Annotated in this window: 21 protein-coding genes; 11 read left to right on the forward strand and 10 right to left on the reverse strand. The window is 71.4% G+C overall.

Annotated elements, in window-relative coordinates:
* Window positions 1–88 precede the first annotated feature (88 nt).
* The 6 genes from ACWCPI_RS26380 to ACWCPI_RS26405 form a co-directional block, all read right to left on the reverse strand.
* The gene (locus tag ACWCPI_RS26380) at window positions 89–1,252 is read right to left on the reverse strand and encodes a serine hydrolase domain-containing protein (protein ID WP_451040465.1); all 1,164 of its coding nucleotides are present in this window, start codon (window positions 1,250–1,252) and stop codon (window positions 89–91) included.
* Window positions 1,253–1,357: 105 nt separating this feature from the next.
* Window positions 1,358–1,807, reverse strand: a complete 450-nt coding sequence (locus ACWCPI_RS26385) for an organic hydroperoxide resistance protein (protein WP_451040466.1) — start codon at window positions 1,805–1,807, stop codon at window positions 1,358–1,360.
* Between the two features lie 113 nt (window positions 1,808–1,920).
* Window positions 1,921–2,382 (reverse strand): MarR family winged helix-turn-helix transcriptional regulator, encoded by a 462-nt coding sequence (locus ACWCPI_RS26390; RefSeq protein WP_451040467.1) that lies wholly within the window; start codon window positions 2,380–2,382, stop codon window positions 1,921–1,923.
* Window positions 2,379–3,146 (reverse strand): energy-coupling factor ABC transporter ATP-binding protein, encoded by a 768-nt coding sequence (locus ACWCPI_RS26395; protein ID WP_451040468.1) that lies wholly within the window; start codon window positions 3,144–3,146, stop codon window positions 2,379–2,381. The genes ACWCPI_RS26390 and ACWCPI_RS26395 overlap by 4 nt, the downstream gene beginning before the upstream one ends.
* Window positions 3,134–3,895, reverse strand: coding sequence for a cobalt ECF transporter T component CbiQ (gene cbiQ, locus ACWCPI_RS26400; RefSeq protein WP_451040469.1), 762 nt, complete (start codon window positions 3,893–3,895; stop codon window positions 3,134–3,136). The genes ACWCPI_RS26395 and cbiQ overlap by 13 nt, the downstream gene beginning before the upstream one ends.
* Window position 3,896: 1 nt before the next feature.
* Window positions 3,897–4,955, reverse strand: coding sequence for an energy-coupling factor ABC transporter permease (locus tag ACWCPI_RS26405; RefSeq protein ID WP_451040470.1), 1,059 nt, complete (start codon window positions 4,953–4,955; stop codon window positions 3,897–3,899).
* Between the two features lie 170 nt (window positions 4,956–5,125).
* Here ACWCPI_RS26405 and ACWCPI_RS26410 point away from each other — a divergent pair, with 170 nt between their 5' ends.
* Window positions 5,126–5,485 carry an SsgA family sporulation/cell division regulator gene (locus tag ACWCPI_RS26410; RefSeq protein ID WP_451040471.1) on the forward strand — a complete coding sequence of 120 codons (360 nt, stop codon included), beginning with the start codon at window positions 5,126–5,128 and terminating at the stop codon, window positions 5,483–5,485.
* 3 nt (window positions 5,486–5,488) lie between these two features.
* Here ACWCPI_RS26410 and ACWCPI_RS26415 read toward each other — a convergent pair whose 3' ends face one another.
* The 4 genes from ACWCPI_RS26415 to ACWCPI_RS26430 all read right to left on the reverse strand — a co-directional run bounded on the left by ACWCPI_RS26415 (window position 5,489) and on the right by ACWCPI_RS26430 (window position 11,190).
* Complete coding sequence (locus ACWCPI_RS26415) at window positions 5,489–7,168, reverse strand: penicillin-binding transpeptidase domain-containing protein (protein WP_451040472.1); 1,680 nt, start codon at window positions 7,166–7,168, stop codon at window positions 5,489–5,491.
* A 103-nt stretch (window positions 7,169–7,271) separates the two neighbouring features.
* Window positions 7,272–8,918: a penicillin-binding transpeptidase domain-containing protein gene (locus tag ACWCPI_RS26420; RefSeq protein WP_451040473.1), complete on the reverse strand. Its 1,647-nt coding sequence runs from the start codon at window positions 8,916–8,918 to the stop codon at window positions 7,272–7,274.
* Window positions 8,919–9,038: 120 nt separating this feature from the next.
* Window positions 9,039–9,371, reverse strand: a complete 333-nt coding sequence (locus ACWCPI_RS26425) for a hypothetical protein (protein ID WP_451040474.1) — start codon at window positions 9,369–9,371, stop codon at window positions 9,039–9,041.
* A gap of 76 nt (window positions 9,372–9,447) precedes the next feature.
* Window positions 9,448–11,190: a dolichyl-phosphate-mannose--protein mannosyltransferase gene (locus tag ACWCPI_RS26430; protein ID WP_451040475.1), complete on the reverse strand. Its 1,743-nt coding sequence runs from the start codon at window positions 11,188–11,190 to the stop codon at window positions 9,448–9,450.
* Between the two features lie 135 nt (window positions 11,191–11,325).
* Between ACWCPI_RS26430 and rsmI the strand changes: the two genes are divergently transcribed.
* The 10 genes from rsmI (at window position 11,326) to ACWCPI_RS26480 (ending at window position 25,719) form a co-directional block, all read left to right on the forward strand.
* On the forward strand, window positions 11,326–12,174 hold the full coding sequence (rsmI, locus tag ACWCPI_RS26435) for a 16S rRNA (cytidine(1402)-2'-O)-methyltransferase (RefSeq protein ID WP_451040476.1): 849 nt from the start codon (window positions 11,326–11,328) through the stop codon (window positions 12,172–12,174).
* Between the two features lie 450 nt (window positions 12,175–12,624).
* A complete protein-coding gene (locus ACWCPI_RS26440; protein WP_451040477.1) occupies window positions 12,625–13,059 on the forward strand; it encodes a hypothetical protein in 435 nt (144 codons plus the stop codon).
* Between the two features lie 77 nt (window positions 13,060–13,136).
* Window positions 13,137–14,018, forward strand: coding sequence for a TatD family hydrolase (locus ACWCPI_RS26445; RefSeq protein ID WP_451040478.1), 882 nt, complete (start codon window positions 13,137–13,139; stop codon window positions 14,016–14,018).
* Between the two features lie 142 nt (window positions 14,019–14,160).
* Window positions 14,161–15,600, forward strand: a complete 1,440-nt coding sequence (locus ACWCPI_RS26450) for a ubiquitin-like domain-containing protein (RefSeq protein ID WP_451040479.1) — start codon at window positions 14,161–14,163, stop codon at window positions 15,598–15,600.
* Between the two features lie 81 nt (window positions 15,601–15,681).
* Window positions 15,682–16,611: a 16S rRNA (adenine(1518)-N(6)/adenine(1519)-N(6))-dimethyltransferase RsmA gene (gene rsmA / locus ACWCPI_RS26455; RefSeq protein WP_451040480.1), complete on the forward strand. Its 930-nt coding sequence runs from the start codon at window positions 15,682–15,684 to the stop codon at window positions 16,609–16,611.
* Complete coding sequence (locus ACWCPI_RS26460; RefSeq protein WP_451040481.1) at window positions 16,612–17,520, forward strand: 4-(cytidine 5'-diphospho)-2-C-methyl-D-erythritol kinase; 909 nt, start codon at window positions 16,612–16,614, stop codon at window positions 17,518–17,520.
* Window positions 17,521–17,928: 408 nt separating this feature from the next.
* Complete coding sequence (locus ACWCPI_RS26465) at window positions 17,929–19,737, forward strand: ABC-F family ATP-binding cassette domain-containing protein (protein ID WP_451040482.1); 1,809 nt, start codon at window positions 17,929–17,931, stop codon at window positions 19,735–19,737.
* 257 nt (window positions 19,738–19,994) lie between these two features.
* Entirely contained in the window at window positions 19,995–21,815 is a 1,821-nt protein-coding gene (locus ACWCPI_RS26470; RefSeq protein WP_451040483.1) for an outer membrane protein assembly factor BamB family protein, read from the forward strand.
* Window positions 21,816–21,904: 89 nt separating this feature from the next.
* The gene (locus ACWCPI_RS26475; RefSeq protein WP_451040484.1) at window positions 21,905–23,749 is read left to right on the forward strand and encodes an outer membrane protein assembly factor BamB family protein; all 1,845 of its coding nucleotides are present in this window, start codon (window positions 21,905–21,907) and stop codon (window positions 23,747–23,749) included.
* A gap of 347 nt (window positions 23,750–24,096) precedes the next feature.
* Entirely contained in the window at window positions 24,097–25,719 is a 1,623-nt protein-coding gene (locus tag ACWCPI_RS26480; protein ID WP_451040485.1) for an alpha/beta hydrolase, read from the forward strand.
* The last annotated feature ends 6 nt before the right edge of the window (window positions 25,720–25,725 follow it).

Consider the following 25,725-nt stretch of genomic DNA (forward strand, 5'->3'; position numbering starts at 1 on the left):
CTCGTACTGGTTGTACGTGGGCTTTCGCCCGGTGCGGCGAGAGTGCGTGCCAGGCGTCGCGGGGCAGGCGGGACTTTGCGGACACGACCTAGGGCTTGTCGAGACAGGCCCGTACCGCCCGTACCAGCCCCTGCGCCCTCGGATCCGCCGTCACCGTCTTGCGGAAGCCGTTCGTCACATAGCCGAACGCGATCCCCGCCTCCGGGTCGGCGAAGCCGAGGGCGCCGCCGCGGCCGGGGTGGCCGAAGGAGCCCGGCCCCAGCAAGGGGGACGCGGTGCCGTGCAGCATGTACCCGAGACCGAAGCGGGTGTTGACGACCAGGACGCGGTCCGGGCCCGCCGACTCCTCGGCCCGCGCCCGTTCCACCGTCGCCGGGTCGAAGAGCCGCACGCCGTCGACGTCACCGATCAATGCCGCGTAGAAGCGGGCCAGGCCGTCGGCGGTCGCGATGCCGTTGGTCGCGGGGAGGGCGGCCGCCCGGTAGGCCGGGTCGTTCTGGTCGGGGAAGGGGGTGATCGCGGCGAACGCGCGGCGCGTGAGGGAGTCCGGGTTCCCGTAGGCCTCGGTGACCGAGCGCTTCGGACGCGCCCGCAGCCCCCCGGCCGGCTCGGGCCCCTCGACCCGGCCGGTACGGCCCACCCGGCCCGCCTCCGCCTCCGGCAGCCCCAGCCACAGGTCCGCGTCCAGCGGACCGGCGATCTCGGCCGCGATCCACTCACCGGCCCACCGCCCCGTCACCCGCCGCACCAGCTCGTCCAGCAGCCAGCCGTAGGTCAGCGCGTGATAGCCGTGGGCGGTGCCCGGCTCCCACGCGGGCGCCTGCGCGGCCACCGCCTCGGGGCCGCTGCTCGGGTCCAGTGCCTGTTCGGGGGTGAGCGGGCGGTCGAGAACCGGGAGCCCGGCGCGGTGGTTCAGCACATGCCGTACGAGCAGCCGTTCCTTGCCGTGCTCCTTGAACCGCGGCCAGTACTCGCCCACCGGCGCGTCCAGGTCCAGCTCGCCCCTTTGGTGCAGGAGCAGCGGTACGGCGGCGGCGACGCCCTTGGTCGCCGAGCGCACGACCTGTGCGGTGCCGTGCTGCCAGGGCAGTGTGCCGTCGACGTCCCTCGTGCCGGCCCACAGGTCGACGACCTTGCGTCCGTCCCGGTAGACGGCGACGGCGGCGCCCCGCTCGCCGAGCGTGGCGAAGTTCCGTACGAACGCCTCCCTGACCGGCTCGAAGCCCTCGGCCACTGTGCCGTTCACGTCCACGCCCGTGCTCCCTCTGCTGCTGACCGTCTCGCGTTCGATTCGCCTGCGACGGTCAGTCCACCATGGGGGTGCTGCCTACGATTTGGATGTGTGGCCGACGTCTCGCTAGCCCAGCACGATCGTGACGTCGATGTTGCCGCGGGTCGCGTTGGAGTACGGGCAGATCTGGTGCGCGGCGTCCACCAGCTTGGCGGCGATGCCCGCGTCCAGCACCGGCAGCGAGACGCTGAGGGCGACCGCGAGGCCGTAGCCGCGGTGCTTGTTGGGGCCGATGCCGACCTTCGCGGCGACCGTGGATCCGGTCAGGTCGTAGCCCTCGCGGTTGCCCACCAGGATCAGCGCGTTGTGGAAGCAGGAGCTGTAGCCGGCGGCGAAGAGCTGCTCCGGGTTGGTGCCGTTGCCGTCGCCGCCCAGCTGCGGCGGCATCGCGACCTTCAGCGCGATCTGGCCGTCCTGACTGGTGACATGACCGTCCCGGCCGCCGTGCGCGGTGGCCTCGGCGACGTACATGATCTTCGTCGGCCGGGAGTCGACGGTGGTGCCCTCGGCGGTCATGGTTGGCCCTCCCCCAGAAAGAACGCGCACAAATACATTGTGCACAAGGTACTGGCCGGTAGGAAGGGTGTGCTCACCAGGGGGTGAAACCGTGAGCGGTCCGAGGCCGGCGGTCAGCCGGTGCGGCCCGCGGCGGCCTCCGCCCGGTCGGCCAGCCGCAGCAACTCCTCACGCATCCGGGCGATTTCGGACATGCGAAGGTCCGTAGCCGCCAGCAACGCGCCCGACACGCACGCCGCGCGCCCCCGCAGCCGCGTCCCGCGCTCCGTCAGGGTGACGAGGACCGACCGCTCGTCCCGCGCCGACCGCTCACGCCGTACCAGGCCCGTCGACTCCAGCCGTTTGAGCAGCGGGGAGACGGTGCCGTAGTCGAGCCGCAGCGCCACCGCCAGCTCCTTGACCGTCGACTCGCCGCGCTCCCACAGCACCAGCAGGACCAGGTACTGCGGATAGGTCAGCCCCAACTCGTCGAGGAGCGGGCGGTACACCGCCGTCACCGCGCGATGGGCGGCGTACAGCGCGAAACACAGCTGCTCGTCCAGCAGCAGCGAACCCTCGGTCTCCTCGTTCGTCACGCGCCCATTGTCACGGACCGCGGGTCGAAGCCGAAGGGCAGCTCCAGCCGGTGGGCACGCATCAGCTCGTCGTCCGCCAACAGCCCGGCCGTCCTCCCGTCCGCGGCGATCACCCCCTCGCTCAGGATGAGCGAGCGCGGGCACAGCTCCAGGGCGTAGGGCAGGTCGTGCGTGACCATGAGGACGGTGACGTCCAACGAGCGCAGGATGTCGGCGAGTTCACGTCGGGAGGCGGGGTCGAGGTTGGAGGAGGGCTCGTCCAGGACGAGGATCTCCGGCTCCATCGCCAGCACGGTCGCCACCGCGACCCGGCGCCGCTGGCCGAAGGAGAGGTGGTGCGGCGGCCGGTTCTTGAACTCCGCCATGCCGACCCGCGCCAGCGCCCGGTCGACCCGCTCCTCCAGCTCCAGCCCTTTCAGCCCCGCCGCGGCCGGCCCGAAGGCCACGTCCTCACGGACCGTCGGCATGAACAACTGGTCGTCCGGATCCTGGAAGACGATCCCGACCCGGCGCCGGATCTCGGCCATGTGCTGCCGCCCGACCGGCAGCCCCGCCACCCTCACGCTGCCCGTGCCGCCGGTCAGGATGCCGTTGAGATGCAGGACGAGCGTCGTCTTCCCGGCGCCGTTCGGCCCGAGCAGAGCGACCCGCTCGCCGCGCCCGATGCGGAAGTCCACACCGAACAGGGCCTGGTGGCCGTCCGGGTAGGCGAAGGCCAGGCCCGCCACTTCCAGCGACGCAGTCGGTTCAGTCACAGCGACCATCCCAGCAGACAGACGACGAGGGCGGCGAAGGGGAGAGCGAGGGCGTACGACCACTGCGCCCGGGACGCGGTCACCTCGTCGATCACCGGCATCGACCCGGCGTACCCGCGGCTGACCATGGCCAGATGCACCCGCTCGCCGCGCTCGTAGGAGCGGATGAACAGCGCGCCCGCCGACTTCGCGAGCACGCCCCAGTGCCGTACACCGCGCGCCTCGAAGCCGCGCGACTCCCGGGCGACCCGCATGCGCCGCATCTCGTCGGTGATGACATCGCCGTAGCGGATCATGAAGGACGCGATCTGCACGAGCAGGGGCGGGAGCTTCAACCGCTGCAGACCGAGGAGCAGTTCGCGCAGCTCGGTGGTGGAGGCGAGGAGCACGGAGGCGGCGACGCCCAGGGTGCCCTTCGCGAGCACGTTCCAGGCGCCCCACAGTCCGCTGACGCTCAGCGACACGCCCAGCACCTCGATCCGCTCGCCCTCCGCGACGAACGGCAGCAGCACCGCGAACGCCACGAACGGCACCTCGATCAGCAGCCGCTTCAGCAGGAAGCCGGCGGGCACCCGCGCGGCGCCCGCGACGAGGGCGAGCAGCACGGCGTACAGCCCGAACGCCCACATGGCCTCGCGCGGCGTCGACACCACGACCAGCACGAAGGCGAACACCGCCGCCAGCTTGGTGTGCGGGGGCAGCGCGTGCACGGGCGAGTGCCCCGGCCGGTAGAGCCTGTGCGCGTGCCCGGCGCCCATGTCAGACCCCGGTGCTCGCGGGCGAGGTGTCGGCCGGCTCGTGCGTACGACGCCGGCGCACCGCCCAGAAGACGCCGGTGCCGGCCACGACCGTGGCGCCGACGCCGATCACACCGGCGAGGCCGCCGGACAGCCGGGCGTTGTCGATGCCCTTGACGCCGTAGTCGGCGAGCAGGGAGTCGGCGCCCGTGTGCTCCTCGGCGGAGTCTGCGAAGCCCTTGTCCTCGGCGACCTTCTCCAGACCGTCGGGGCTCGCGGAGGCGTAGAAGCTGACGAACCCGGCGAGGACGAGCGAGGTGACCAGACCGCTGATCCACACGGTGCGGCGGGAGGCCCGGGCCGGGACCGGCCGCTCGGCCTCGGGCGCGGGGGCGTCGACGAGTTCGTCGCCCACCCGCAGCTTGAGCGGCTGCCGCAGATCGCGGGCGCCGTACACGAGGTCCGGCCGCACCGCGACCACCGCACCGACGGTCAGCGCGGTGATCGCGGCCTCGCCGATGCCGATCAGCAGGTGGACGCCGCCCATGGCGGCGGCGACCTTGCCGATCGAGACGTCGGTGGTGCCGCCGATCCAGAACAGGAACGTGAACGCGAGGGCCGCGGCCGGCACCGACACCAGCGCGGCGACGAACGAGGCGGCGGTGATCGAGCGCCGGGTCCTGGGCAGGACCTTCACCAGGCCGCGGAAGACGGCGTAGGCGACGAGGACGCCGACGACCGCCATGTTGGTGATGTTCACGCCGAGTGCGGTGAGGCCGCCGTCCGCGAAGAGGACGGCCTGCATGAGCAGGACGACGGAGATGCACAGCGCGCCGGTGCAGGGGCCGACGAGGATCGCGGCCAGCGCCCCGCCCAGCAGGTGTCCGCTGGTGCCGGCCGCCACCGGGAAGTTCAGCATCTGCACGGCGAAGATGAACGCCGCCACCAGGCCGGCCAGCGGCGCGGTCCGCTCGTCGAGCTCACGGCGGGCGCCGCGCAGGCTCACGGCGACGGCGGCAGCGGCGACCACTCCGGTCGCGACCGAGGTCGGGGCGTCTATGAATCCGTCAGGTACGTGCACCGTTCGATGATAGTGGCTTGATGCGAACGGCTTGCAAGAGCGAGTACTTGTCTATCGCACAGATGAGATACCTACGGCTCCAGGGAGCGCTTTCCGGAAGATATGCGACATTGGAGGGGGAACGGATGCATGGATTTCGCATAGGTCACCCAGCGTGAGAGGGCCGTCCGATGTCTGTAGTCGAGCAGTACGCGCGAGCTCATATCGTCACGGACGCGGACATCCTGGCCGAGGAACAGGACGCGGTGCCGGTGATCCTGCGCTACGACCCCGATACCGACCCGCGTTCGGTGCGGATCCGGCTGCCCGGACGCGAAGCCCATGAGTACACGTTCTCCCGTTCCCTGCTGGAACAGGGGCTGCGGGCCCCGGTGGGCAGCGGTGAGATACGCGTCTGGCCGTGCGGGCGGGTGCAGGCCGTGGTGGAGTTCCACTCCGCGCAGGGGGTGTCCGTGGTGCAGTTCGAGTCGAAGACGCTGATGAGGTTCCTGCGGCGGACCTATCTGGCCGCCGCTCCCGTGGCCCGCTGAGTTTCAGCCACCCAGCTTGAGCAGCGCCGCCACGATCGGGCCCGCCGTCTCCCCGCCGTGGCCGGCCGCCTGGACCACACCCGCCGCGGCCAGGTCTCCCCGGTAGGCGGTGAACCAGCCGTTCGGCTTCTTCTGGCCGTCGACCTCTGCCGAGCCGGTCTTCGCGCCGACGTCACCGCTGACCCCGGCCATCGCCTCGGCCGCCGTTCCGTAGGCCGCCGTGTAGGCCATGAGCCCGCGCAGCTGGGAGAGCGTGGACGCCGACATCGTGCGCGCGGCCGTCGCCAGCCGCCGGCCGTCGACCTCCGGGGAGACCAGGTACGGCTGCTTGAACGTGCCCGCCTTGACGGTCGCCGAGACCGACGCCATGTTCAGCGGGTTCATCCGCACCCCGCCCTGGCCGATGAGCGAGGCCGCCATCTGGGCCTGGGACTGGACGGGGACGGAGCCGTCGAAGGTCGGGACCCCGACGGACCAGTTGTTCAGGGAGAGGCCGAAGACCTGCTGGGCCTGCTTGGTCAGGCTGTCGTCGTCCAGCTCGGGCGCCTGGCTGATGAAGGCCGTGTTGCAGGAGCGGGCGAAGCTCGCCTTGAACGTGCCGTCCTTGATCTCGAACTTGTCGTCGTTCTGGAACTTCCAGTGGCCGTACGTGAAGTACTTCGGGCAGGGGTGCTGCTTGTCCGCCGTCGCCAGGCCCTTCTCGATCAGCAGCGACGAGGTGACGACCTTCATCGTGGAGCCGGGCGCGAGGGAGCCCTGAAAGGCCGTGTTGAAGCCGTGCGAGGAGTTGGCGGCGGCCAGGATCTCGCCGGTCGAGGGGCGCAGCACCACCACCGACGCCTTCGGCTTCGCGGCCACCTGCTTCTCCGCGGCGGCCTGCAGCGTCGGGCTCAGCGTCGTCTTCACCGTGCCCGGTGTGCCCTTGCTCAGCTCCAGCAGCGTCTTGTCGGACAGCTCGGCCTTCTTGGACGCCTCCCCGCGCACCACCTGGAGTTCCACGCCCGCCTTGCCGCCGGCCTTCTTGCCGTACTTCTCGCGCAGCCCGTCCAGGACCGAGCCCAGCGACGGGTACTCCTTCTCGGTCAGCTCGCCGCCGTCCCGGTCGAGCGCCCTGACGGGCGGGGTGCCGGACTCGCCGGTGACGAGTCGGTCGCCGTCCTTCAGGTCGGGGTGGACGATCGCGGAGCGCCATGCGACGAGCGGCTTGCCGTCCTCGGCCCGGCGGGCGACGGTCAGTGAACTGTCGTAGGCCACCGGCTTGCTGGTGCCCTTGTACGACACCGTCCCCTTCACCGAGAAGGAGACCTTGTCGCCGGTGCGGGCGCCCGCGGTGAGAGCGACGTCCTCGATGTGGGCGTCCTTGGAGTAGGCCGCCAGCAGGGCCTTCGCGGCGGCGGTGTCGTCCGTGGCGGCGGCCGCCTCGGTCACCTTGCCCTTCTGCCAGGCGGTGAGGAAGGTCTCGGCCGCGGTGGTGACCTCCTCGGCCGACAACGGGCCGGTCTTCACGTCCTCGGCCTTGTCGTCGGCGGACGAGGAGGCCGACGTACGGCTGTCGGCCACCGCTCCGCCGCCGTACAGGGCGTAGACACCGAACCCGGCGCCGCCGACGACCACGGCGATCATCCCGCCGAGCACGGCGGGGTTGGTCTTCCGTCGCTCGGCGACGCGCCTTCTGTTGCCCACTGCTTTCCGTTCCCTCGCGAAATCCCAGGGGTCCCCGCCGCCCCGTTGCCCTCACGCATAACGACGACGACCACCCTAGAGTCCCGTGGCGCCGGCGATGACTTCAGCCGGACGCTCGTAGCACGGCTGCGACAATCGGCCCCGCCGCGTCGCCGCCGTGACCGCCCTGCTGGGACATGGCCGCGGCCGCCACATCATCGCGGAAGCCGGTGAACCAGCTGTCCGAGGTGGCCTTGCCGTCGACCTCGGCGGAACCGGTCTTGGCGCCGATGTCACCGCTCAGCCCGGCCATGGCCCGCACGGCGGTGCCCTGCGGGGCCGTCGCCGTCAACCGCATCATCTGCTTCAGCTGCGCGGCGGTGCTCGACCGCAGCCCCTGGGCGGTGGCGAGCTGCCGGTCGTCCAGCTCGGGCGAGACGAGATACGGCTGCCGGAACCGGCCGGTGATCGCGGTGGCCGTCACCGACGCCATGTTCAGCGGGTTCATCTGGACCTGGCCCTGGCCGATGGCGCCGGCCGCGCGGTCCGGTCCGCCGGCCGCGGGGACACTGCCGTCGAAGGAGGTGATGCCGGTCTTCCAGTCGTCCCCGCGCAGCCCGAAGCGCTCCTCGGCCTCGGTCGTCAGGGACGCGTCCGTGAGCGGCTTCTCGTCGACGAGCTTGATGAAGGCGGTGTTGCACGAGCGCATGAAGGCGTTCGCCAGGGTGGCGTCGGCGCTCTCGTCGGGCTGAAGACCCGTGAGGTTCTCGAAGGTCTGGCTCTGCCAGGTGGCGGTGGGCGGGCACGGGGCCGGTCCGTTCATCGACGTCACGCCGTTGTCGATGAGCATCGCCGCGGTGATGATCTTCATCGTGGAGCCGGGGGCGACACGGCCCTCGAAGGCCGCGTTGAAGGCGTCCGCACGGTGATTGGCCACCGCCAGCACCTCCCCGGTGCTCGGCTTGACGGCCACCACCGAGGACTCGGGGTGTTGCTTCACCGCCTTCTCGGCGGCCGCCTGCACACGCGCGCTGAGGGTGGTCTCCAGATTGCCGGGTCTGCCCTTGGCGAGGGTCAGCAGCGAGGTGTCCGGCGACTCGTCGGCGTGCCGTATCGCCAGCTCGACGCCGCCCTCGCCGCTGGCCTTGTCGCCGTAGCGGTCGCGCAGGGTGTCGAGGATCGGGCTGAGCGAGGGGTACTCCTCCTTCGTCAGCACGGTGCCGTCACGGTCGACGGCCTCGATCGGCGGGCTCGCGGCCTCGCCGGTGACGAGGGTGTCGTTCTTCTTCAGCCGCGGATGGATCACGGCCGGCTGCCAGTCGACGAGCGGCCGCCCGGTGGTGAGACCGCGTACGACGGTGAGGCTGCTCTTGTACGTCAGCGGCTTGGACTTCCCGTCGTAGGACACCTTCGCCTTCACCGTGAAGGGCACGGTGTCGCCCTTCGCCGCGCCCGGCGTGATCTTCACACCGGTGATGTGGGCGTCCTCGCCGTACGCCGTCAGCAGCGGCTCGGCGACCGCGTCGTTGTTCGTGTACGACGCCGCCCGCGCCGCCTGCCCCTTCTCCCAGGCCGCGAAGAACTCGGTCGTCGTCTCCTCGACCTCCTCCGCGCTCGGCGGCCCCGACCGCGCCGGCGCGGGCTCCCCGCCCGCCCCCGTCGCCCCGCCGCCGTCCAGCGCGGACATGATGTTGTACGCGCCGTATCCGGCACCCCCCACCATCACGGCGAACACCCCGCCTATGACGGCGGCCTTGACCCCCTTGGCCATGGTCCCCTCCCCGTTCGTCCTCCGCACTGTATGTGGCGCAAGGGGCGGTAGGGAGGAACGTTTTTTGTCACTCGGTTCAAAAGCGACTGCCTCCCGCCCCGTGGTGCCGGGGGCGTTCCGTCACATCCGGGGGCCGGCTCCGTGCCGCCGCGGGGGCGGCCGGTCGAGAACTTCGACGTAGACGATCCGGTGGTCCACGACGTCCAGGCACAGCATGCCCTGCGACGGCAGCAGCGGTACGCAGCGATGGCCGGCGCCGTAGGGCCGGCCCGGCGGGTGCGGCGCGGTGAGGAAGCTCTGGCAGAAGTCGTCGCCGCAGTCGCATTCGGCGACCAGGCGAAGGTCCCGGGCGCAGACGGCCAGCTCCCGTTCTCCCTCGCTCTCCAGGAGATCGATCAACTCCGCGACCAGATCGGGAAACACCTCGCGGACGAGGGGATGGTCCTGTTGCATCAGCGGAGGCTAGCCGGAGCGGGGCGGCCGGCGACCCCCATTTTCGGGTCGCCGCCCTAGCCGCCCACCCGTCCCGCTACACCCAGGTGTCCAGCCACATCCGCGCCCGCCAGTCGTCGATCGGGATCGCCGTGCCCGTGTAGATCGGCCAGAAGTAGATGAAGTTCCAGGCGATCAGCAGCACCAGCACGCCCGCCCCCGTGGCCCCGGCCACCCGGCGGGTGTCGCCGGTGCGGGGTGGGCCGATGATCGCGCCGAGGAGCATGGCCACGGCGAGACAGAGGAAGGGCAGGAAGACGATGGCGTAGAAGAAGAAGATCGTGCGCTCCTGGTAGAGGAACCAGGGGAGGTAGCCGGCCGCGACACCGCAGGCGATCGCGCCGGCCCGCCAGTCGCGGCGCAGCAGCCAGCGCCACAGGACGTAGAGGATGGCGAAGGCGGCCACCCACCACAGCAGCGGAGTGCCGATCGCCAGTACCTCGCGCGCGCACTTCTCGCCCGCGTCGACGGGGCAGCCGTCCTTGCCGGGCAGCGGGGACTCGTAGAAGTACGACACGGGGCGGCCGTCGACGATCCAGCTCCACGGGTTGGACTGGTAGGTGTGCGGGGACGACAGCCCGACGTGGAACTCGTACACCTGGTTCTCGTAGTGCCACAGGCTGAGCCACCAGTCGGGGAACAGCCAGGACCAGTCGCTGCTGCGGCCGTCGGCGTTCGCCCAGTTGCGGTAGTAGCCGCCGGTGCCGTCCGTGGGGGAGAGGATCCAGCCGGTCCAGGACGCGATGTAGGTGACGACCGCCACCGGCACGGTCGCCAGGAAGGCGAGGCCCAGGTCGCGCTTGACCACGGCCGTGTACGGGTGCGCGGCACCGGCGACCCTGCGGGCGCCGACGTCCCACAGCACCGTCATCAGGCCGAACGCGGCCAGGAAGTACAGGCCGTTCCACTTGGTGCCGATGGCCAGGCCCAGCATCAGGCCGGCCAGCCAGCGGTAGGGGCGCGGGCCCAGGCGCAGGGTCTCGGCGATGTGCGCGTCCGGGCGGAACCGGCCGTCGGCGTCGGCCGGCAGCGCGGCGGCGAGTTTCGCGCGCGTGCGGTCCCGGTCGATGACGAGGCAGCCGAACGCCGCCAGCACGAAGAACATCAGCACCCCGTCGAGCAGCGAGGTGCGCGCCATCACGAAGGCCAGCCCGTCCACCGCCATCAGCGCGCCCGCGAGGCAGCCGAGGAAGGTCGAGCGGAAGATGCGGCGGCCGATCCGGCACAGCATCAGCACGGCCAGGGTGCCCAGCAGCGCCGTCATGAACCGCCAGCCGAACGGGTTGAACCCGAACATCAGCTCGCCCAGCCCGATGACGTACTTGCCGACGGGCGGATGCACGACGTACGCCGCGTCCGTCGGGATCTGGACCTGGTCGCCCAGTCTCAGGACCGCGTCGTTGGCGTTCTTGTCCCAGCTGACCTCGAAGCCGCGGTGGACGAGCGCCCACGCGTCCTTGGCGTAGTACGTCTCATCGAATATCACCGCCTTCGGGCTGCCCAGGTTCCAAAAGCGCAGCACCCCCGCCAGCAGCGTCACCAGCAGCGGGCCGCCCCAGCCCGCCCAGCGCGCGATCCGCTCCGCGAGCGGGCCCGGGACGCCGAGGAACTGCCACATCCGCGGGCTGGGCTGGACGTACGGCGGTACGAGCCGGTCGCGTACGTCGCTTCCGGGCCCCGCCGTGTAGCCGAATCGGCGCAGCCGCTGCTGCCACGACGGCCGCTGCTCGTGCGGTGCCTGGCCCTGCCGGGTGTCCATGGAGGACGCGGTACTGGTCACCGCGCCATCGTAGGGAACCGTTCTGTGGGAGTCCCGTGCATGTGCGGTAAGGGGGCGGAACCGTTCGCCCCCGACGGTGGTGGTGCTCGGGCTCCGCGGTCCCCGCGCCGAGCGGTCCCTGCGAGGATGGGGGGCGTGACTGGAACCCTCGTACTGGCAGGCACCCCCATCGGTGACATCGCGGACGCGCCGCCCCGGCTCGCCGAGGAGCTGGCCGGCGCCGACGTCGTCGCGGCGGAGGACACCCGGCGGCTGCGGCGGCTGACCCAGGGGCTGGGGGTGACGCCCAAGGGGCGTGTCGTGTCGTACTTCGAGGGCAACGAGGCCGCCCGTACCCCTGAACTGGTGGAGGAACTGCTTGGCGGCGCGCGCGTGTTGCTGGTCACGGACGCCGGGATGCCCTCGGTGTCGGATCCCGGGTACCGGCTGGTGGCGGCGGCGGTCGAGCAGGACATCCGGGTCACCGCCGTGCCGGGGCCGTCCGCGGTGCTGACCGCGCTCGCCCTCTCGGGTCTGCCGGTCGACCGGTTCTGCTTCGAGGGGTTCCTGCCGCGCAAGGCGGGTGAGCGGCTGTCCCGGCTGCGGGAGGTCGCCGAGGAGCGGCGCACGCTCGTCTACTTCGAGGCTCCGCACCGGCTGGTCGACACCCTCGCCGCGATGGCCGAGGTGTTCGGCGGTGACCGGCGCGCCGCCGTGTGCCGTGAGCTGACCAAGACGTACGAGGAGGTCAGGCGGGGTGGGCTGGGGGAGCTCGCGGCCTGGGCGGCCGAGGGGGTCCGCGGGGAGATCACCGTCGTGGTCGAGGGCGCGCCGCCGAAGGGGGCCGAGGAGGTCGACGCCGCGGAACTCGTGCGCCGGGTGCGGGTGCGCGAGGAGGCGGGGGAACGCCGCAAGGAGGCCATCGCGGCGGTGGCCGCGGCGGCCGGTGTGCCCAAGCGCGAGGTCTTCGACGCGGTCGTGGCAGCGAAGAACGCGGGCGGGTGACGGGGGCTCGGTACGGATGTCCGAGGGGGCGGGCGGGGGCTTCGGCGTCCTCGATCCGGAAGAGGTGCAGTGGCCGGGGGCCCCGACCCCCGGCCGGGGCGGGGCGCAGAGACGGGCCCCCGACACCGTCGGCCCGGTGCCGAAGTGGCGTGAGCGCCCTAGCCGGCCGGCTCACGCAGATCATCCGTGCCGCCCCCGGCCGGCGGGGTTCGGACCGGGCCGTGGCGCCGGCGCCTCGCACGGATGTGCGACGCGGTGTGCATGCCGTCTGAGCAGGGCGTATCTCGGCTGAGCGGGCGCCCCATGGCCGGGTAAAGCACCCGGGCTGTTGCGGCAAGGAACGTTCAAAGGGCCCCAAACACTCGACAGGATCCGTGCGTTCACCCCGGCCGGGGAGTCCACTGGGCGAAGGGACGCAACCCGTCCCACCAGCGGACCACAGGAGCTGGCATGAGTGAGATCGCACAGCAGACCACGGGCCTTCGCAGCGCCGCGACCGCCGTCGTCCACGAGTCGTATTCCTTCGCCTGCATGCGATGCGGGCACGGCTGGGAGCAGTCGTACGAGATAGAGCACCACATCGACGGTGACGGCCACGAGTTCGTGATGTACGTCGCGGACGGGCAGGTCGTCCCGTCGCCGCTGAGCAGGCCCACGTGCCAGAACTGCGACGGCCACATCGTCCGGATCATGCGTGCCGGACAGGTGTCCTCCGCGCAGAACTCCCTGCACCGGCCCCGCCCGGTCCCCCGGCAGTCGGTCCCCCGCCAGCCGGGCCCCGGGCAGTCGGGCCCCGGGCAGCCGGAAGCGGCGGCCGGGGAGCAGCCGCAGCACCACTGGCACCTGTCCGATCTCCTGAACGTCTTCCACCGCAGGGCGAGCTGAGCGCGGCGAGCAGCCGGGCTTCGGCTCCGGGACCGAGCGCCGTCCGGTGAGGCATGCCCCTTTCGTAGGATCGGGGCATGCCTTCGAACGCCTCCGACAAGCACGCGGCCCCACCCCTCCCGGAGCCCCTCCGGGTGCCGGTCGCCGACTCCCACACCCACCTCGACATGCAGTCCGGCACGGTGGAGGAGGGCCTGGCGAAGGCGGCGTCGGTCGGCGTGACGACCGTCGTCCAGGTCGGCTGCGACGTACGCGGCTCGCAGTGGGCGGCCGAGACGGCGGCGGCGTACGACGCCGTGCACGCGACCGTCGCCCTGCACCCGAACGAGGCGCCACGCATCGTGCACGGAGACCCGGACGGCTGGTCCCGGCAGGGCGCGCGCGAACCCGGGGGCGCGCGGGCGCTCGACGAGGCGCTCGCGGAGATCGATCGCCTCGCCGCACTCCCTCAGGTGAAGGGCGTCGGTGAGACCGGCCTCGACTACTTCCGCACCGGGCCCGAGGGCAAGGAGGCGCAGGAGACGTCCTTCCGCGCCCACATCGAGATCGCCAAGCGCCACGGCAAGGCCCTCGTCATCCACGACCGTGACGCCCACGCGGACGTGCTGCGCGTCCTGAAGGAGGAGGGCGCTCCCGAGCGGACGGTGTTCCACTGCTACTCGGGCGACGCCGAGATGGCCGAGGTGTGCGCCGCAGCCGGCTACTTCATGTCCTTCGCCGGCAACGTCACCTTCAAGAACGCCCAGAACCTGCGGGACGCGGTGGCGGTGGCCCCGCTGGAGTTGCTCCTCGTGGAGACCGACGCGCCCTTCCTCACTCCGGCGCCGTACCGCGGACGGCCCAACGCGCCGTATCTCATTCCGATCACGGTGCGCGCCATGGCCGCCGTGCGGGGCATCGAGGAGGACGCGCTGGCGGCGGCCCTCGGCTCGAACACGGCACGCGCCTTCGGTTACTGACCGATCACCGCCCGATCACGCTCGCGCGGGCCCGCCGACACCCGCTCTACTACGCTGCGTAGTCGAGTCGCTTTGGAGAGTAACGGGCCCTCCGCTAGGTTCTGGGGGCCCGATCCGGAGTCCTCCGCTGGAGCGTGTCGTCGTGAGCAACGCGCAGTTCGAGACGTATGGCCCGAGCCCCGGCCACGAGCCCCCGGCTTACGGCGGCTTCGACCCGTACGGCGTCCAGACGCCGGCGTACGGGATGCAGGGCCCGTACGGGACGCGTACGGACACGTACGCACCCGCCTATGAGACGCGCGGGATCTACGAGGCATACGAGGCATACGAGGCGTACAAGGCCTACGGCGCTGACGAGGCGTACGAGGCGTACGAGGACACCTACCGGCCCGCGTACGAGGACTCCGAGGCGGCGGCGCCCGCGCCCGACCGGCGAACCCGGGGTGGTCGGCGGGCCGCACACCGGCGCAGGGCGCGACCAGCCGAGCGCGGTGAGGGGTCCATGCGCCGGCTCGTACCGCAGGCGCTGGTCGTGGCCTTCCTCGCGGGTGGGACGACCGCCTTCGTCGCCAAGGACAAGGCGATCGAGCTGAGCGTGGACGGCACTCCGCGCACACTGCACACCTTCGCCGACGACGTCACGGAACTGCTCGCCGAGGAGGGCGTGGAGGTGGGGGCGCACGACGTGGTCGCGCCCGCCCCCGACGCGGGGCTCGCCAGCGGGGACGAGGTCGCGGTGCGCTACGGGCGGCCGGTGCGGCTCACCCTCGACGGGCAGCGGCGCGAGGTGTGGACGACGGAGCGCACGGTGGAGGCGGCGCTCAGGCAGCTGGGGGTGCGTGCGGAGGGCGCGTACCTGTCGACGTCACGCTCCCGGCGCATCGGGCGGGAAGGGCTCGCGCTGGATGTGCGCACCGAGCGCGCGGTGACGGTCATGGCGGACGGCCGGGCCCGCACGATCCGGACGAACGCGGCGACCGTGCGCGAGGTCGTGGAGCAGGCCGGCATCACCCTGCGCGGCCAGGACACCACGTCCGTGCCACTGGACGGCTTCCCGCGCGACGGGCAGACGGTCACGGTGCTGCGGATCACCGGCCGCAAGGAGATCCGTGACGAGGCGATCGCGTTCGCCGTGGAGCGGATCGAGGACCCGTCGGTCTTCCGGGGCACGGAGGTCGTCGAACGGGCGGGGGAACCGGGCCTGCGGCGGGTCACCTACTCCCTGCGCACGGTCAACGGCGTCACGCAAAGGCCCCGGCGCCTGCGCTCCGAGGTGGTGCGCGAACCGCGGACCCAGGTGGTGAAGGTGGGAACCAAGCCGCTGCCGACCGTGCGCGGCGCGGACGGGCTGAACTGGCAGAGCCTCGCCTCGTGCGAGTCCGGCGGCCGTCCCGACGCGGTGGACTCGTCGGGGACGTACGGGGGCCTGTACCAGTTCGACACCCAGACCTGGCGCAGCCTCGGCGGGAAGGGCCGGCCGCAGGACGCCCCGGCGGCGGAGCAGACGATGCGGGCGAAGAAGCTGTTCGTGCGGCAGGGGACGAGTCCCTGGCCGCACTGCGGGGGCCGGTTGCACGGGTGACACCGGCCGGGGAGCCGGCTCGCTCGGGCGCCCGGGCCACGCGGGTCGGAGCGCGCCCGGCGGCGCCCGTACCCTTGTCGGGTGAGCAGCCCCACCCCCGACGCCCTCCTGGGCCCCGCCGACATCCGTGAACTGGCGGCAGCCCTCGGCGTGCGCCCCACCAAGCAGCGCGGCCAGAACTTCGTGATCGACGCGAACACGGTCCGCCGTATCGTCCGCACCGCTCAGGTCCGCCCCGACGACGTGGTCGTCGAGGTCGGCCCGGGGCTCGGCTCCCTCACGCTGGCCCTGCTGGAGGTGGCCGACCGCGTCACCGCCGTCGAGATCGACGACGTCCTGGCCGCCGCGCTGCCCGCCACCGTCGCGGCCCGCATGCCCGAACGCGCCGAGCGTTTCGCGCTGGTGCACTCCGACGCGATGCATGTCGCCGAGCTGCCCGGCCCGCCGCCCACCGCCCTGGTCGCCAATCTCCCCTACAACGTGGCCGTGCCGGTGCTCCTGCACATGCTCGACACCTTCCCGAGCATCGAACGCACCCTCGTCATGGTGCAGTCGGAGGTCGCCGACCGCCTCGCCGCGGCGCCCGGCTCCAAGGTGTACGGCGTGCCGTCGGTGAAGGCCAACTGGTACGCCGAGGTCAAGCGGGCCGGTGCCATCGGCCGCAACGTCTTCTGGCCCGCGCCGAACGTCGACAGCGGCCTGGTCGCCCTGACCCGGCGTACCGAGCCGATCAGGACCACCGCCTCGAAGCGCGAGGTCTTCGCGGTCGTCGACGCGGCCTTCGCCCAGCGCCGCAAGACCCTGCGGGCCGCGCTCGCCGGATGGGCCGGATCCGCGGCGGCCGCCGAGGCCGCACTCGTCGCGGCCGGCGTCTCGCCGCAGGCCCGCGGAGAGGCCCTCACCGTCGAGGAGTTCGTCCGCATCGCCGAGCACAAGGAGGCCGCGGACCGGCCGCAGGAGTCCGCCGCCCCGTCGACGCGGTCCGCCGCCCAGCCCGAGGAGTCCGAGTAAGTGAGCGCGAGCGTCACGGTCCGCGTCCCCGCCAAGGTCAACGTCCAGCTCGCGGTCGGCGCCGCACGCCCCGACGGGTTCCACGACCTGGCCAACGTCTTCCTCGCCGTCGGCCTGTACGACGAGGTCACCGTGACCTGCTCGCCGGAGGGCCTGCGCGTCACCTGCGACGGCCCCGACGCCGACCAGGTCCCCCTCGACCGTACGAACCTCGCCGCCCGCGCGGCCGAGGCGCTGGCCGCGCGCCACGGGCGTACGCCCGACGTGCACCTGCACATCGCCAAGGACATCCCGGTCGCCGGAGGCATGGCGGGCGGCAGCGCGGACGGCGCGGGCGCCCTGCTCGCCTGCGACGCGCTATGGGGCACCCGCACCTCCCGCGAGGAACTCCTCGACATCTGCGCCGAGTTGGGCAGCGACGTGCCGTTCAGCCTGGTCGGCGGCGCTGCCCTCGGCACCGGCCGGGGCGAGAAACTGCGCCCGCTCGACGTCGGCGGCACTTTCCACTGGGTGTTCGCGATGGCCGGGCGCGGGCTGTCGACGCCCGCCGTCTTCCGGGAGTTCGACCGGCTCGGCGCGGGCATGGACATCCCCGCGCCCGTCGCCTGCGAGCCGCTCCTCGACGCCCTCGCGACAGGTGACCCCGACGCGCTCGCCGCCACGGTCTCCAACGACCTCCAGCCCGCGGCCCTCTCCCTCTTCCCGGAGCTCGCCGACACCCTCGCCGTCGGCCGGGACGCCGGCGCCCTCGCGGCACTCGTCTCCGGCTCGGGCCCGACGACGGCGTTCCTCGCCCGCGACACGGAGGCTGCGGCGAGGGTCGCGGAAGCCCTGCGGGCCTCGGGCACCTGCCGGACCGTGCGCACGGCCGACGGCCCTGCGCCGGGAGCCACCGTGCTGTCGAGGTGACGTGCGGGCCTGCGCCGGGTGCCATCGTGCTGTCGAGGTGACGTGCGGCCCCGCGCCGGGTGCCACCGTGCCCTGCCGCGGTCATCGCGACTGGCTGCGGACCGAGTGCCCCGGCCGGGCGATGTACGACCTCCTCGCCGAGGTCCGGGCGGCCGCCGCCCGCCGCTTACGCCGTGCACAGCGCTGCGCCCCGGGGATCGGAATCCCCGGGGCGGGCGTGGGGGGTGGTACGCGAGTGCGTACGAACACCGTCGCCCCGTTGATGAATCCACGTCAATTAGGGGAATCCCTACGTCCGAGCAGGGGCCGTCCGCCGCGGGGACGGAGGTGTCGTACGGGCCGACTACCCTGGGAGGCTGACCCGCGCGGCGGAGCCGCATGTCGACACAGCCCCCGGGCAGGAGCGAAATGGCCGTCAACCTCGTCAATGTCGAGAACGTCAGCAAGGTGTACGGCACCCGTGCCCTGCTCGACGGCGTGTCACTCGGCGTCTCCGAGGGCGACCGCATCGGCGTGGTCGGACGCAACGGCGACGGCAAGACGACCCTGATCCGGATGCTGGCCAAGCTGGAGGAGGCCGACACCGGCCGGGTCACCCACTCCGGCGGGCTGCGCCTCGGAGTGCTCACCCAGCACGACTCGCTCGACCCCGAGGCGACCGTCCGCCACGAGGTCATCCGGGACCTGGCCGACCACGAGTGGGCCGGGAACGCCAAGATCCGCGACGTGCTCACCGGACTGTTCGGCGGACTCGACCTGCCCGGATTCCCGCAGGGCCTGGACACCGTCATCGGTCCGCTCTCCGGCGGCGAGCGACGCAGGATCGCGCTCGCCAAGCTGCTCATCGACGAGCAGGACCTGATCGTCCTCGACGAGCCCACCAACCACCTCGACGTCGAGGGCATCGCCTGGCTCGCCCAGCACCTGCGCGAGCGCCGCTCGGCCCTCGTGTGCGTCACGCACGACCGCTGGTTCCTCGACCAGGTCTGCACCCGCATGTGGGACGTCCAGCGCGGTGACGTCTACGAGTACGAGGGCGGTTACTCCGACTACGTCTTCGCCCGCGCCGAGCGCGAGCGCATCGCCGCGACCGAGGAGGTCAAGCGGCAGAACCTCGTCCGCAAGGAGCTGGCCTGGCTGCGCCGCGGCGCGCCCGCGCGCACCTCCAAGCCCCGCTTCCGGGTCGAGGCGGCCAACGAGCTCATCAAGGACGTCCCCCCGCCCCGGGACAGCAGCGAGCTGATGAAGTTCGCCTCGTCCCGGCTCGGCAAGACCGTCTTCGACCTGGAGGACGTGACCGTCCAGGCCGGTCCCAAGATGCTGCTGAAGCATGTGACATGGCAGCTCGGGCCAGGCGACCGCATCGGGCTCGTGGGTGTCAACGGCGCGGGCAAGACCTCACTGCTGAGGGCCATGGCCCAGGCGGCGCGGACGGACGGCGAGACACAGCCGGCCGGCGGACGGATCAACGTGGGCAAGACCGTCAGACTCGCCTACCTGTCCCAGGAGGTCGACGAGCTCGACCCGAACTGGCGTGTCCTGGAGGCCGTCCAGCGCGTGCGTGAGCGCGTCGACCTCGGCAAGGGGCGCGAGATGACCGCCGGGCAGCTGTGCGAGACGTTCGGCTTCGGCAAGGAGAAGCAGTGGACGCCGGTCGGGGACCTCTCCGGTGGTGAGCGGCGCCGACTCCAGCTGCTGCGCCTGCTCATGGACGAGCCCAACGTCCTCTTCCTCGACGAGCCCACCAACGACCTCGACATCGAGACCCTGACCCAGCTGGAGGACGTCCTCGACGGCTGGCCGGGCTCCATGATCGTCATCTCCCACGACCGGTTCTTCGTCGAGCGCACGACGGACCGCGTGTTCGCCCTGCTCGGCGACGCCACCCTGCGGATGCTGCCCCGCGGTATCGACGAGTACCTGGAGCGGCGCCACCGCATGGAGGCGCAGGTCACCGCCGCGGCCACCGCCTCGGCCGTCGAGAAGGCCGCCCCCGAGAGGAGCGCGGCCGACCTGCGGGCCGCCAAGAAGGAACTCCAGAAGATCGAGCGGCAGCTCGACAAGATCTCCGAGCGCGAGACCAAACTCCACGCGCAGATCGCCGAGCACGCCACCGACTTCGCGAAGGTGGCCGAACTCGACGCCGAACTCCGCGACTTGGCCGGTCAGCGGGACGAACTGGAGCTGCGCTGGCTGGAACTCGCCGAGGACGCCTGACCCCGACGGCCCTCGGCGTACGCCGCCACCGGGCCGTTGGCGGGCGCGGGTGGCGCGTTGCGTGAAGGGGGCGTGAAGGCGCATAACGAGGGCATCACGGGCCGGTCCTCCCTTGGGAACAGGGGCGGACACGGCCCGGTGTGCTGTCTGTGGCGGGTGATAGAAAGGTCCGTCTGAACAGTCCGAGAACCGCTGGTGTGGCGCGAATGTGACGGCACAGGATGTGACACCACACCGGGCACAAGGGGGAACCGCTCATGAGCCAGCCGCCCAACCAGCCGCCGCAGGGCGGCTTCGGCGCACCGCAGGATCCGCGGCAGAGCGGCTTCGGCGCCCCGCAGCCCCCGGCTCAGGGACCCCAGACCCCGCCGCAGGACGCCCCGCAGACACCCCCGCCGCCGCAGGGCCCTCCTCAGACGCCGCCGCCCCCGCAGGGCCCGCCGCCGGCCGCCCCCCAGCCCGGGTACGGCTACCCGCAGCAGCCGGGCCAGCCCGCGGCCCCCTACAACTCCGGCCCGTACGGCCAGCCGCAGCAGCAGCCGTACGGTTATCCGCAGCAGCCCGGCCCCTACGGCCAGCAGCCCGCCCCCGGTTACGGCTACCCCGGCCAGCCGCAGTACCCGGGCGTGCCCGGCACCCCGCCCGGCGGCTCGCGCAACCCCTTCAAGGGCAAGCCCGCCCTCGTCGCCCTCGCGGCCGTCGTGGCACTGGCCGTCATCGGCGGCACCGTCTACGCGGTCACCGGCGGCGACGCCGACCCCAAGAAGCCGATCGCGCAGGGCAGCGGCGACCCGAAGGGCTCCGGCTCCCCGACCGACCCCGAGACCGGCGGCGGCAGCGAGGGAGGCGCGGACCCGGAGAACCTCAACGGCGGTCGTCAGCCCGGCGATGCCAAGGTGCTCTGGTACAAGCAGGCGCCCGACGCGCCCAGGGCCGGCGCCGACGCCCCCGGCCTGTGGATCACCGACAAGTCCGCGGTGAAGGCGGCGTACAAGCAGCTCTTCGCCTACAACATCGCCGACGGCGAGGAGACCTGGGAGCCGATCACCTTCCCGGAGAAGATCTGCGCGGTCACCCCCGAGAAGTCGTCGGACGACAAGATCGTCGTGGCGTACGAGAGCGGCAGCAGCGACCGCGCCAAGTGCAACCAGATCCAGCAGGTCGACCTCACCACCGGCGCCAAGGGCTGGAAGGGCGAGGTCTCCAACGGCGAGCTGTTCGACAACACCATCAAGATCGACCTGTCCATCACCGGCAAGACGCTCATGGTGGGCCGCTCACAGTCGGGCGTGGCGTACGACCTCGACAGCGGCGACAAGCTGTGGGACAAGAAGCGCTACGGCGACAAGTGCTTCCCGGACGCCTTCTCGGGCGGCGAGAAGCTGATCGCCGTGTCCTCCTGCGACGCCACCGGGAGCAACGAGCACGACGAGATCCAGGAGCTCGACCCGAAGACCGGCAAGGCCAAGTGGACCCAGAAGTACGACAAGGGCTGGAAGATCGCCCGCGTCTTCTCCGTCGACCCGCTGGTCGTCTACGGCACCAACGAGGACAAGAAGGCCTGGAACATCTCGACCCTCGGCTCGGGCGGCACGTTCCGTTCCGAGGTCGGTGTCGACCTGAAGCTCGGTGTCGAGTGCGGCTGGGCCATCCTTGAGCGCAACCTGCGCGGCTGCTCCGGTGTGGCCGCGGACGACGACACGCTCTACCTGCCCACCGAGGCGCTCACCAGCGCCAACGAGATCGTCGCGATCAGCCTGTCGAACGGCAAGGAGAAGTGGCGCGTCAAGTCCCCGGCGGACAAGCCGATGATGCCGATCAAGGTCGAGGACGGCAAGCTCATCGCCTACGTCAAGCCGTCGTACGACGCCGGCGGTCAGGTCGTGTCGATCCCGGTCACCGGCGGCAGCCACGAGCCGACGAAGCTGCTGCAGAACCCGGCGGGCGCCGCGCGCATCGAGAACGGCTTCTTCTCCCGGATCTACGACTGGGTCGACGGGCGCTTCTACCTCGCGAGCGCCCGGCTGAGCGGGAACGACGAGGCGAAGGAGAAGCTGATGCTCGCCTTCGGCAAGTGAGGCGTGCGCCAAACCTCCGCTTCGGCGCTCACCGCGTCCCCGCTCCCCGCCGCGTCGTCCCCGTTCGACTCCCCTGAGGTGCCCACGCCATGACCCAGCCGCCGCCCCCACCGCCGCACCAGCCCCCGCCCGGGGGAGGGTTCGGCCCGCCGCAGGACCAACCGCCCCAGCAGGGCGGTGACTTCGGCGCACCCCAGCCGCCGCAGCAGCCCCAGCCGCCCGCGCAGCCTCCGCAGGCGCCGCCGGCGGGCGGGGCGCCGGGCTACGGCTACCCGCAGGCACCCCAGGGGCCGCCCGCGCCGCCGGCCGGCTACGGCTACCCCCAGGCACCGCAGGGATTCCCTCAGAACCCTCCGCCCGGATACGGCCACCCCGGTCAGCAGCCCGGTGCGTACGGGCAGCCGAACCCGTACGGCCAGCCGCCCGGATACGGCTATCCGCAACCGAACACGCCGCTGCACCCCCAGCCCGGCGCGCCGGGCGGCGGCCGGAAGATCAACACGACCGTGGCCGTCGTCGTGGCTTCCGTCGTGGCGATCGCCCTGGTCGTCGGCGGCGTGTGGTACGTCAATTCCGGTGACGACGGCGGAAAGCAGAACACCGCCAACTCCAGCGGCGGAACCGGCGGCGGTGACGACGGCAACGCCACCGGCGGCGGCACCACGACTCCCGGCAAGGAGAAGGTGCCCTCCGACCCCAACTCCCGGGTCATGTTCCAGATCCCGTCCCCCGACGTCCCGGAGGACACCAGCATCACCGTGGCCGGCTCCTGGGTGACGGAGAAGGCGTACGTCAAGAGCGGCGTCTCCAAGATCGTCGGCTACGACCCCGACAAGGGCACGGAGCTGTGGACGATCAAGCTGCCCGGCCCCGTCTGCCGGGCCGGCAAGCACATGACCGAGGACAACCTCACGGCCATCGTCTACGAGCCGGCGAAGCCGACCAAGAAGAGGCCGTCGCACGGCTGCAGCCAGATCGCGGCGATCGACCTCGACGCCGGTGAGAAGCTGTGGACGAAGACCGCCGAGGTCGACGGCCGGGAGATCTACTTCGACAACGTCACCGTCAGCGGCGGCACGGTCGCCGCGGGCGGCACCAGGGGCGGCGTCGCGTTCGACCTGAAGACCGGCAAGCAGCTGTGGGTCCCGAAGGCCAACGACAGCTGCTACGACCTCGGCTACGCCGGCGGCCCGAAGCTGGTCGTGCTGCGCAAGTGCGGTTCCTACCAGAACCCGCAGCTCAACGTCCAGACCATCGACCCGAAGTCCGGGAAGGTGATCTCCGAGTACAAGATGGCCGAGGGTGTCGAGTACGCCAGCGTGCTCTCCACGGAACCGCTCGTCGTGGCCGCGGAGCTCGGCGAGACGGAGTCCGTCGGCATCTCGGACGTCTTCTCGATCGACAACAAGACCGGCAAGCTGCGCATCCGTATCTCCCTGCCGGCCGCCCAGTACGCGGCCCGGTGCTCGGGCGTCACCACCATCGAGGCATGCACGGGGCTCGTGGTGGGCAACGACCGGCTGTACGTGGAGACCAAGCCGCACCAGGGCGGCGGCGAGTACGGCCAGACCAACGAGATCGTCGTCTTCGACCTTGCCACCGGCAAGCAGACCGGGCAGCGCGCCGACGCGGGCGACCGGTACACGATCACGCCGCTGCGGATGGACGGCGGCAACGTGATCGCGTACAAGCGTCCGCCGTACGACAAGGGCGGGCAGGTCGTCAGCATCGACGGCGGCAGCTTCAAGGAGACGAAGCTGCTGGAGAACCCGGCCGCGCGGACCGTGCGGGATGTGGAGACCCGGATGCTGCCGGAGAACGCCGAAGTCCTCTACGCACAGGGACGCCTGTACATGTCGGCGCGTTATGCGAGCGAGTTGGGCAGCACGTTCCAGAAGAAGTACCACGTGATCGCGTTCGGCGCGGGCGGCTGACCGACGCGGCGGCCACCGCCGACGAGCACGTTGCCCGGCCTGGCGAGACCTGGTCAGCCCACGTCTGGGCACTCGCGGGCAAGCCGCCCACAACTCGTCGTCCACCACCCACGGTTGGGCATCACACGCCTCACATTCAAGCAACCGAGCCACTCAGCCGGAGGTCACAACCAACCGCATTCCGTGAGGAACTCCAAGAGTGAGTACGGCCCCGCTGGGTGAAGAGGCGTCAGCTAGGCTGAACGCCTCGAACTGATGACTGAGAAGCAACGGGGGTTGCTTTATGTCTACTGGTGTGGGCTTGCTGCGTCCTGGAGATACCTGGGGTCGTCCGAGCAGGAGCCGACATGGCTTCTGACTTCTCCCGGCTGATGAAACAGGACTTCTCCGACCTGGAGGCCGCGGCCAAGGCGTGGCGAGGACTGTCGACGACCATGGACTCCCTTGCTGACCGCCACCGTCGGCAGGTGACCGGACCGTTACACCAGTCCTGGAAAGGGGACGACGCCAACGCTGCCCTCTTCTACCTGGAGGACGTCGAATCGCGGATCGGCGTGGTGGAGACGGAGGCCATGGCCATCGCCTCCGTCCTGGAATCCACCAGGTTCTGGATGGAGCAGGCCCAGACGGCCCTGCGCAATGCGGTGCGGCGTGCGGAGGGCGACCGCTTCAAGGTCGACGACGACGGGTGGGTCGGCGACCCGACGACCACGAATCTTCCGCGCCAAGATCCCGATGCACAGAGAGTCATCGCGGATCGCAGCGTCCTCCTCGGGGAGCACCGTGCAGCCATCGATGATGCTCTGGCCGACGCGCACAAGGCCAGCAACGACGGTGCGAAGGCCCTTGCCGAGCTGAACGGCGACATCCTCACCGACCCGCTCAGCCACGACGCGGCAGCGGAATCCGCCCAGGACGTCAAGAATGCGATGAAGGCGCTGGGTGAGCAGCCCCCGCAGATCCCCAAGGACGACCCCAAAGCCGCTGCGGAGTGGTGGAAGGCTCTCAGCCCCGAGGAGCGTCAGACCTACACCACGCTTTATCCGAAGCAGATCGGAGCGACCGACGGCCTGCCGTCGAACGTACGCGACGACGCCAATCGCACGGCCCTCGCTCAAGAACTCAATTTGGTCCAGGAAGGCAACTGGGACGCAGGGTTCCCAGGTGAGAGTGACGAAACGGTCCACAAACGCCTGAGCAACCTACAGGTGCTCAACGAGCAGCTCGAAGCTGCGGACGGCGCGCCCAAGGGGAAGGAACTGTATCTCCTCGGCTATGACTCCAAGGGAGACGGACGGGCCATCATCGCCATGGGCAACCCGGACACGGCCGACAATGTCGCGGTCCAGGTGCCGGGTACTGCCACCACGATGGACTCCACCAGTGGCCAGCTGAACCGAGTCGAAAAACTGCAGCGATCAGCCGAGAGTGCCGATCACACAGCGGACACCTCCGTGGTGTACTGGCTCGGCTACGACGCCCCCGAGGTCCCTGTCACCGAAGCCGCGAACGTTGAGGTTGCGGACACCGACCGGGCCGAAGCCGGAGCCCAGGACCTGAGGGATTTCACGCATGGTCTGCGCGCCTCCCATGAAGGTGAGCGGGCAAACCTCACCGTGCTCGGTCACAGTTACGGGAGCACCACCGTGGGAGCCGCGGCATCCGGCGGCGGCGGTCTGGACGCCGACAACATCGCAGTGGTCGGCAGCCCCGGGATGACGGTGGCCAGGGCGGACCAGCTCAACGTCGCCCCAGGCCACGTCTACTTCGGCCAGGCCTCGGACGACCCGGTCGCCTGGGCCCAGGGCACCGCCCTCGGCCGGGGCCCCACTCATCCCGACTGGGGCGGGTCCCGGTTCGAAACCGACACCAGCGGCCACAGCGGGTACTGGGACGACGGCAGTGAGAGCCTGGCCAACCAAGGAAGGATCATTGCCGGTCGGCAGCCCGGAGCGCACGCGCCCAACTAGCCGCCC

Source organism: Streptomyces sp. NPDC001920 (genome assembly GCF_053594495.1).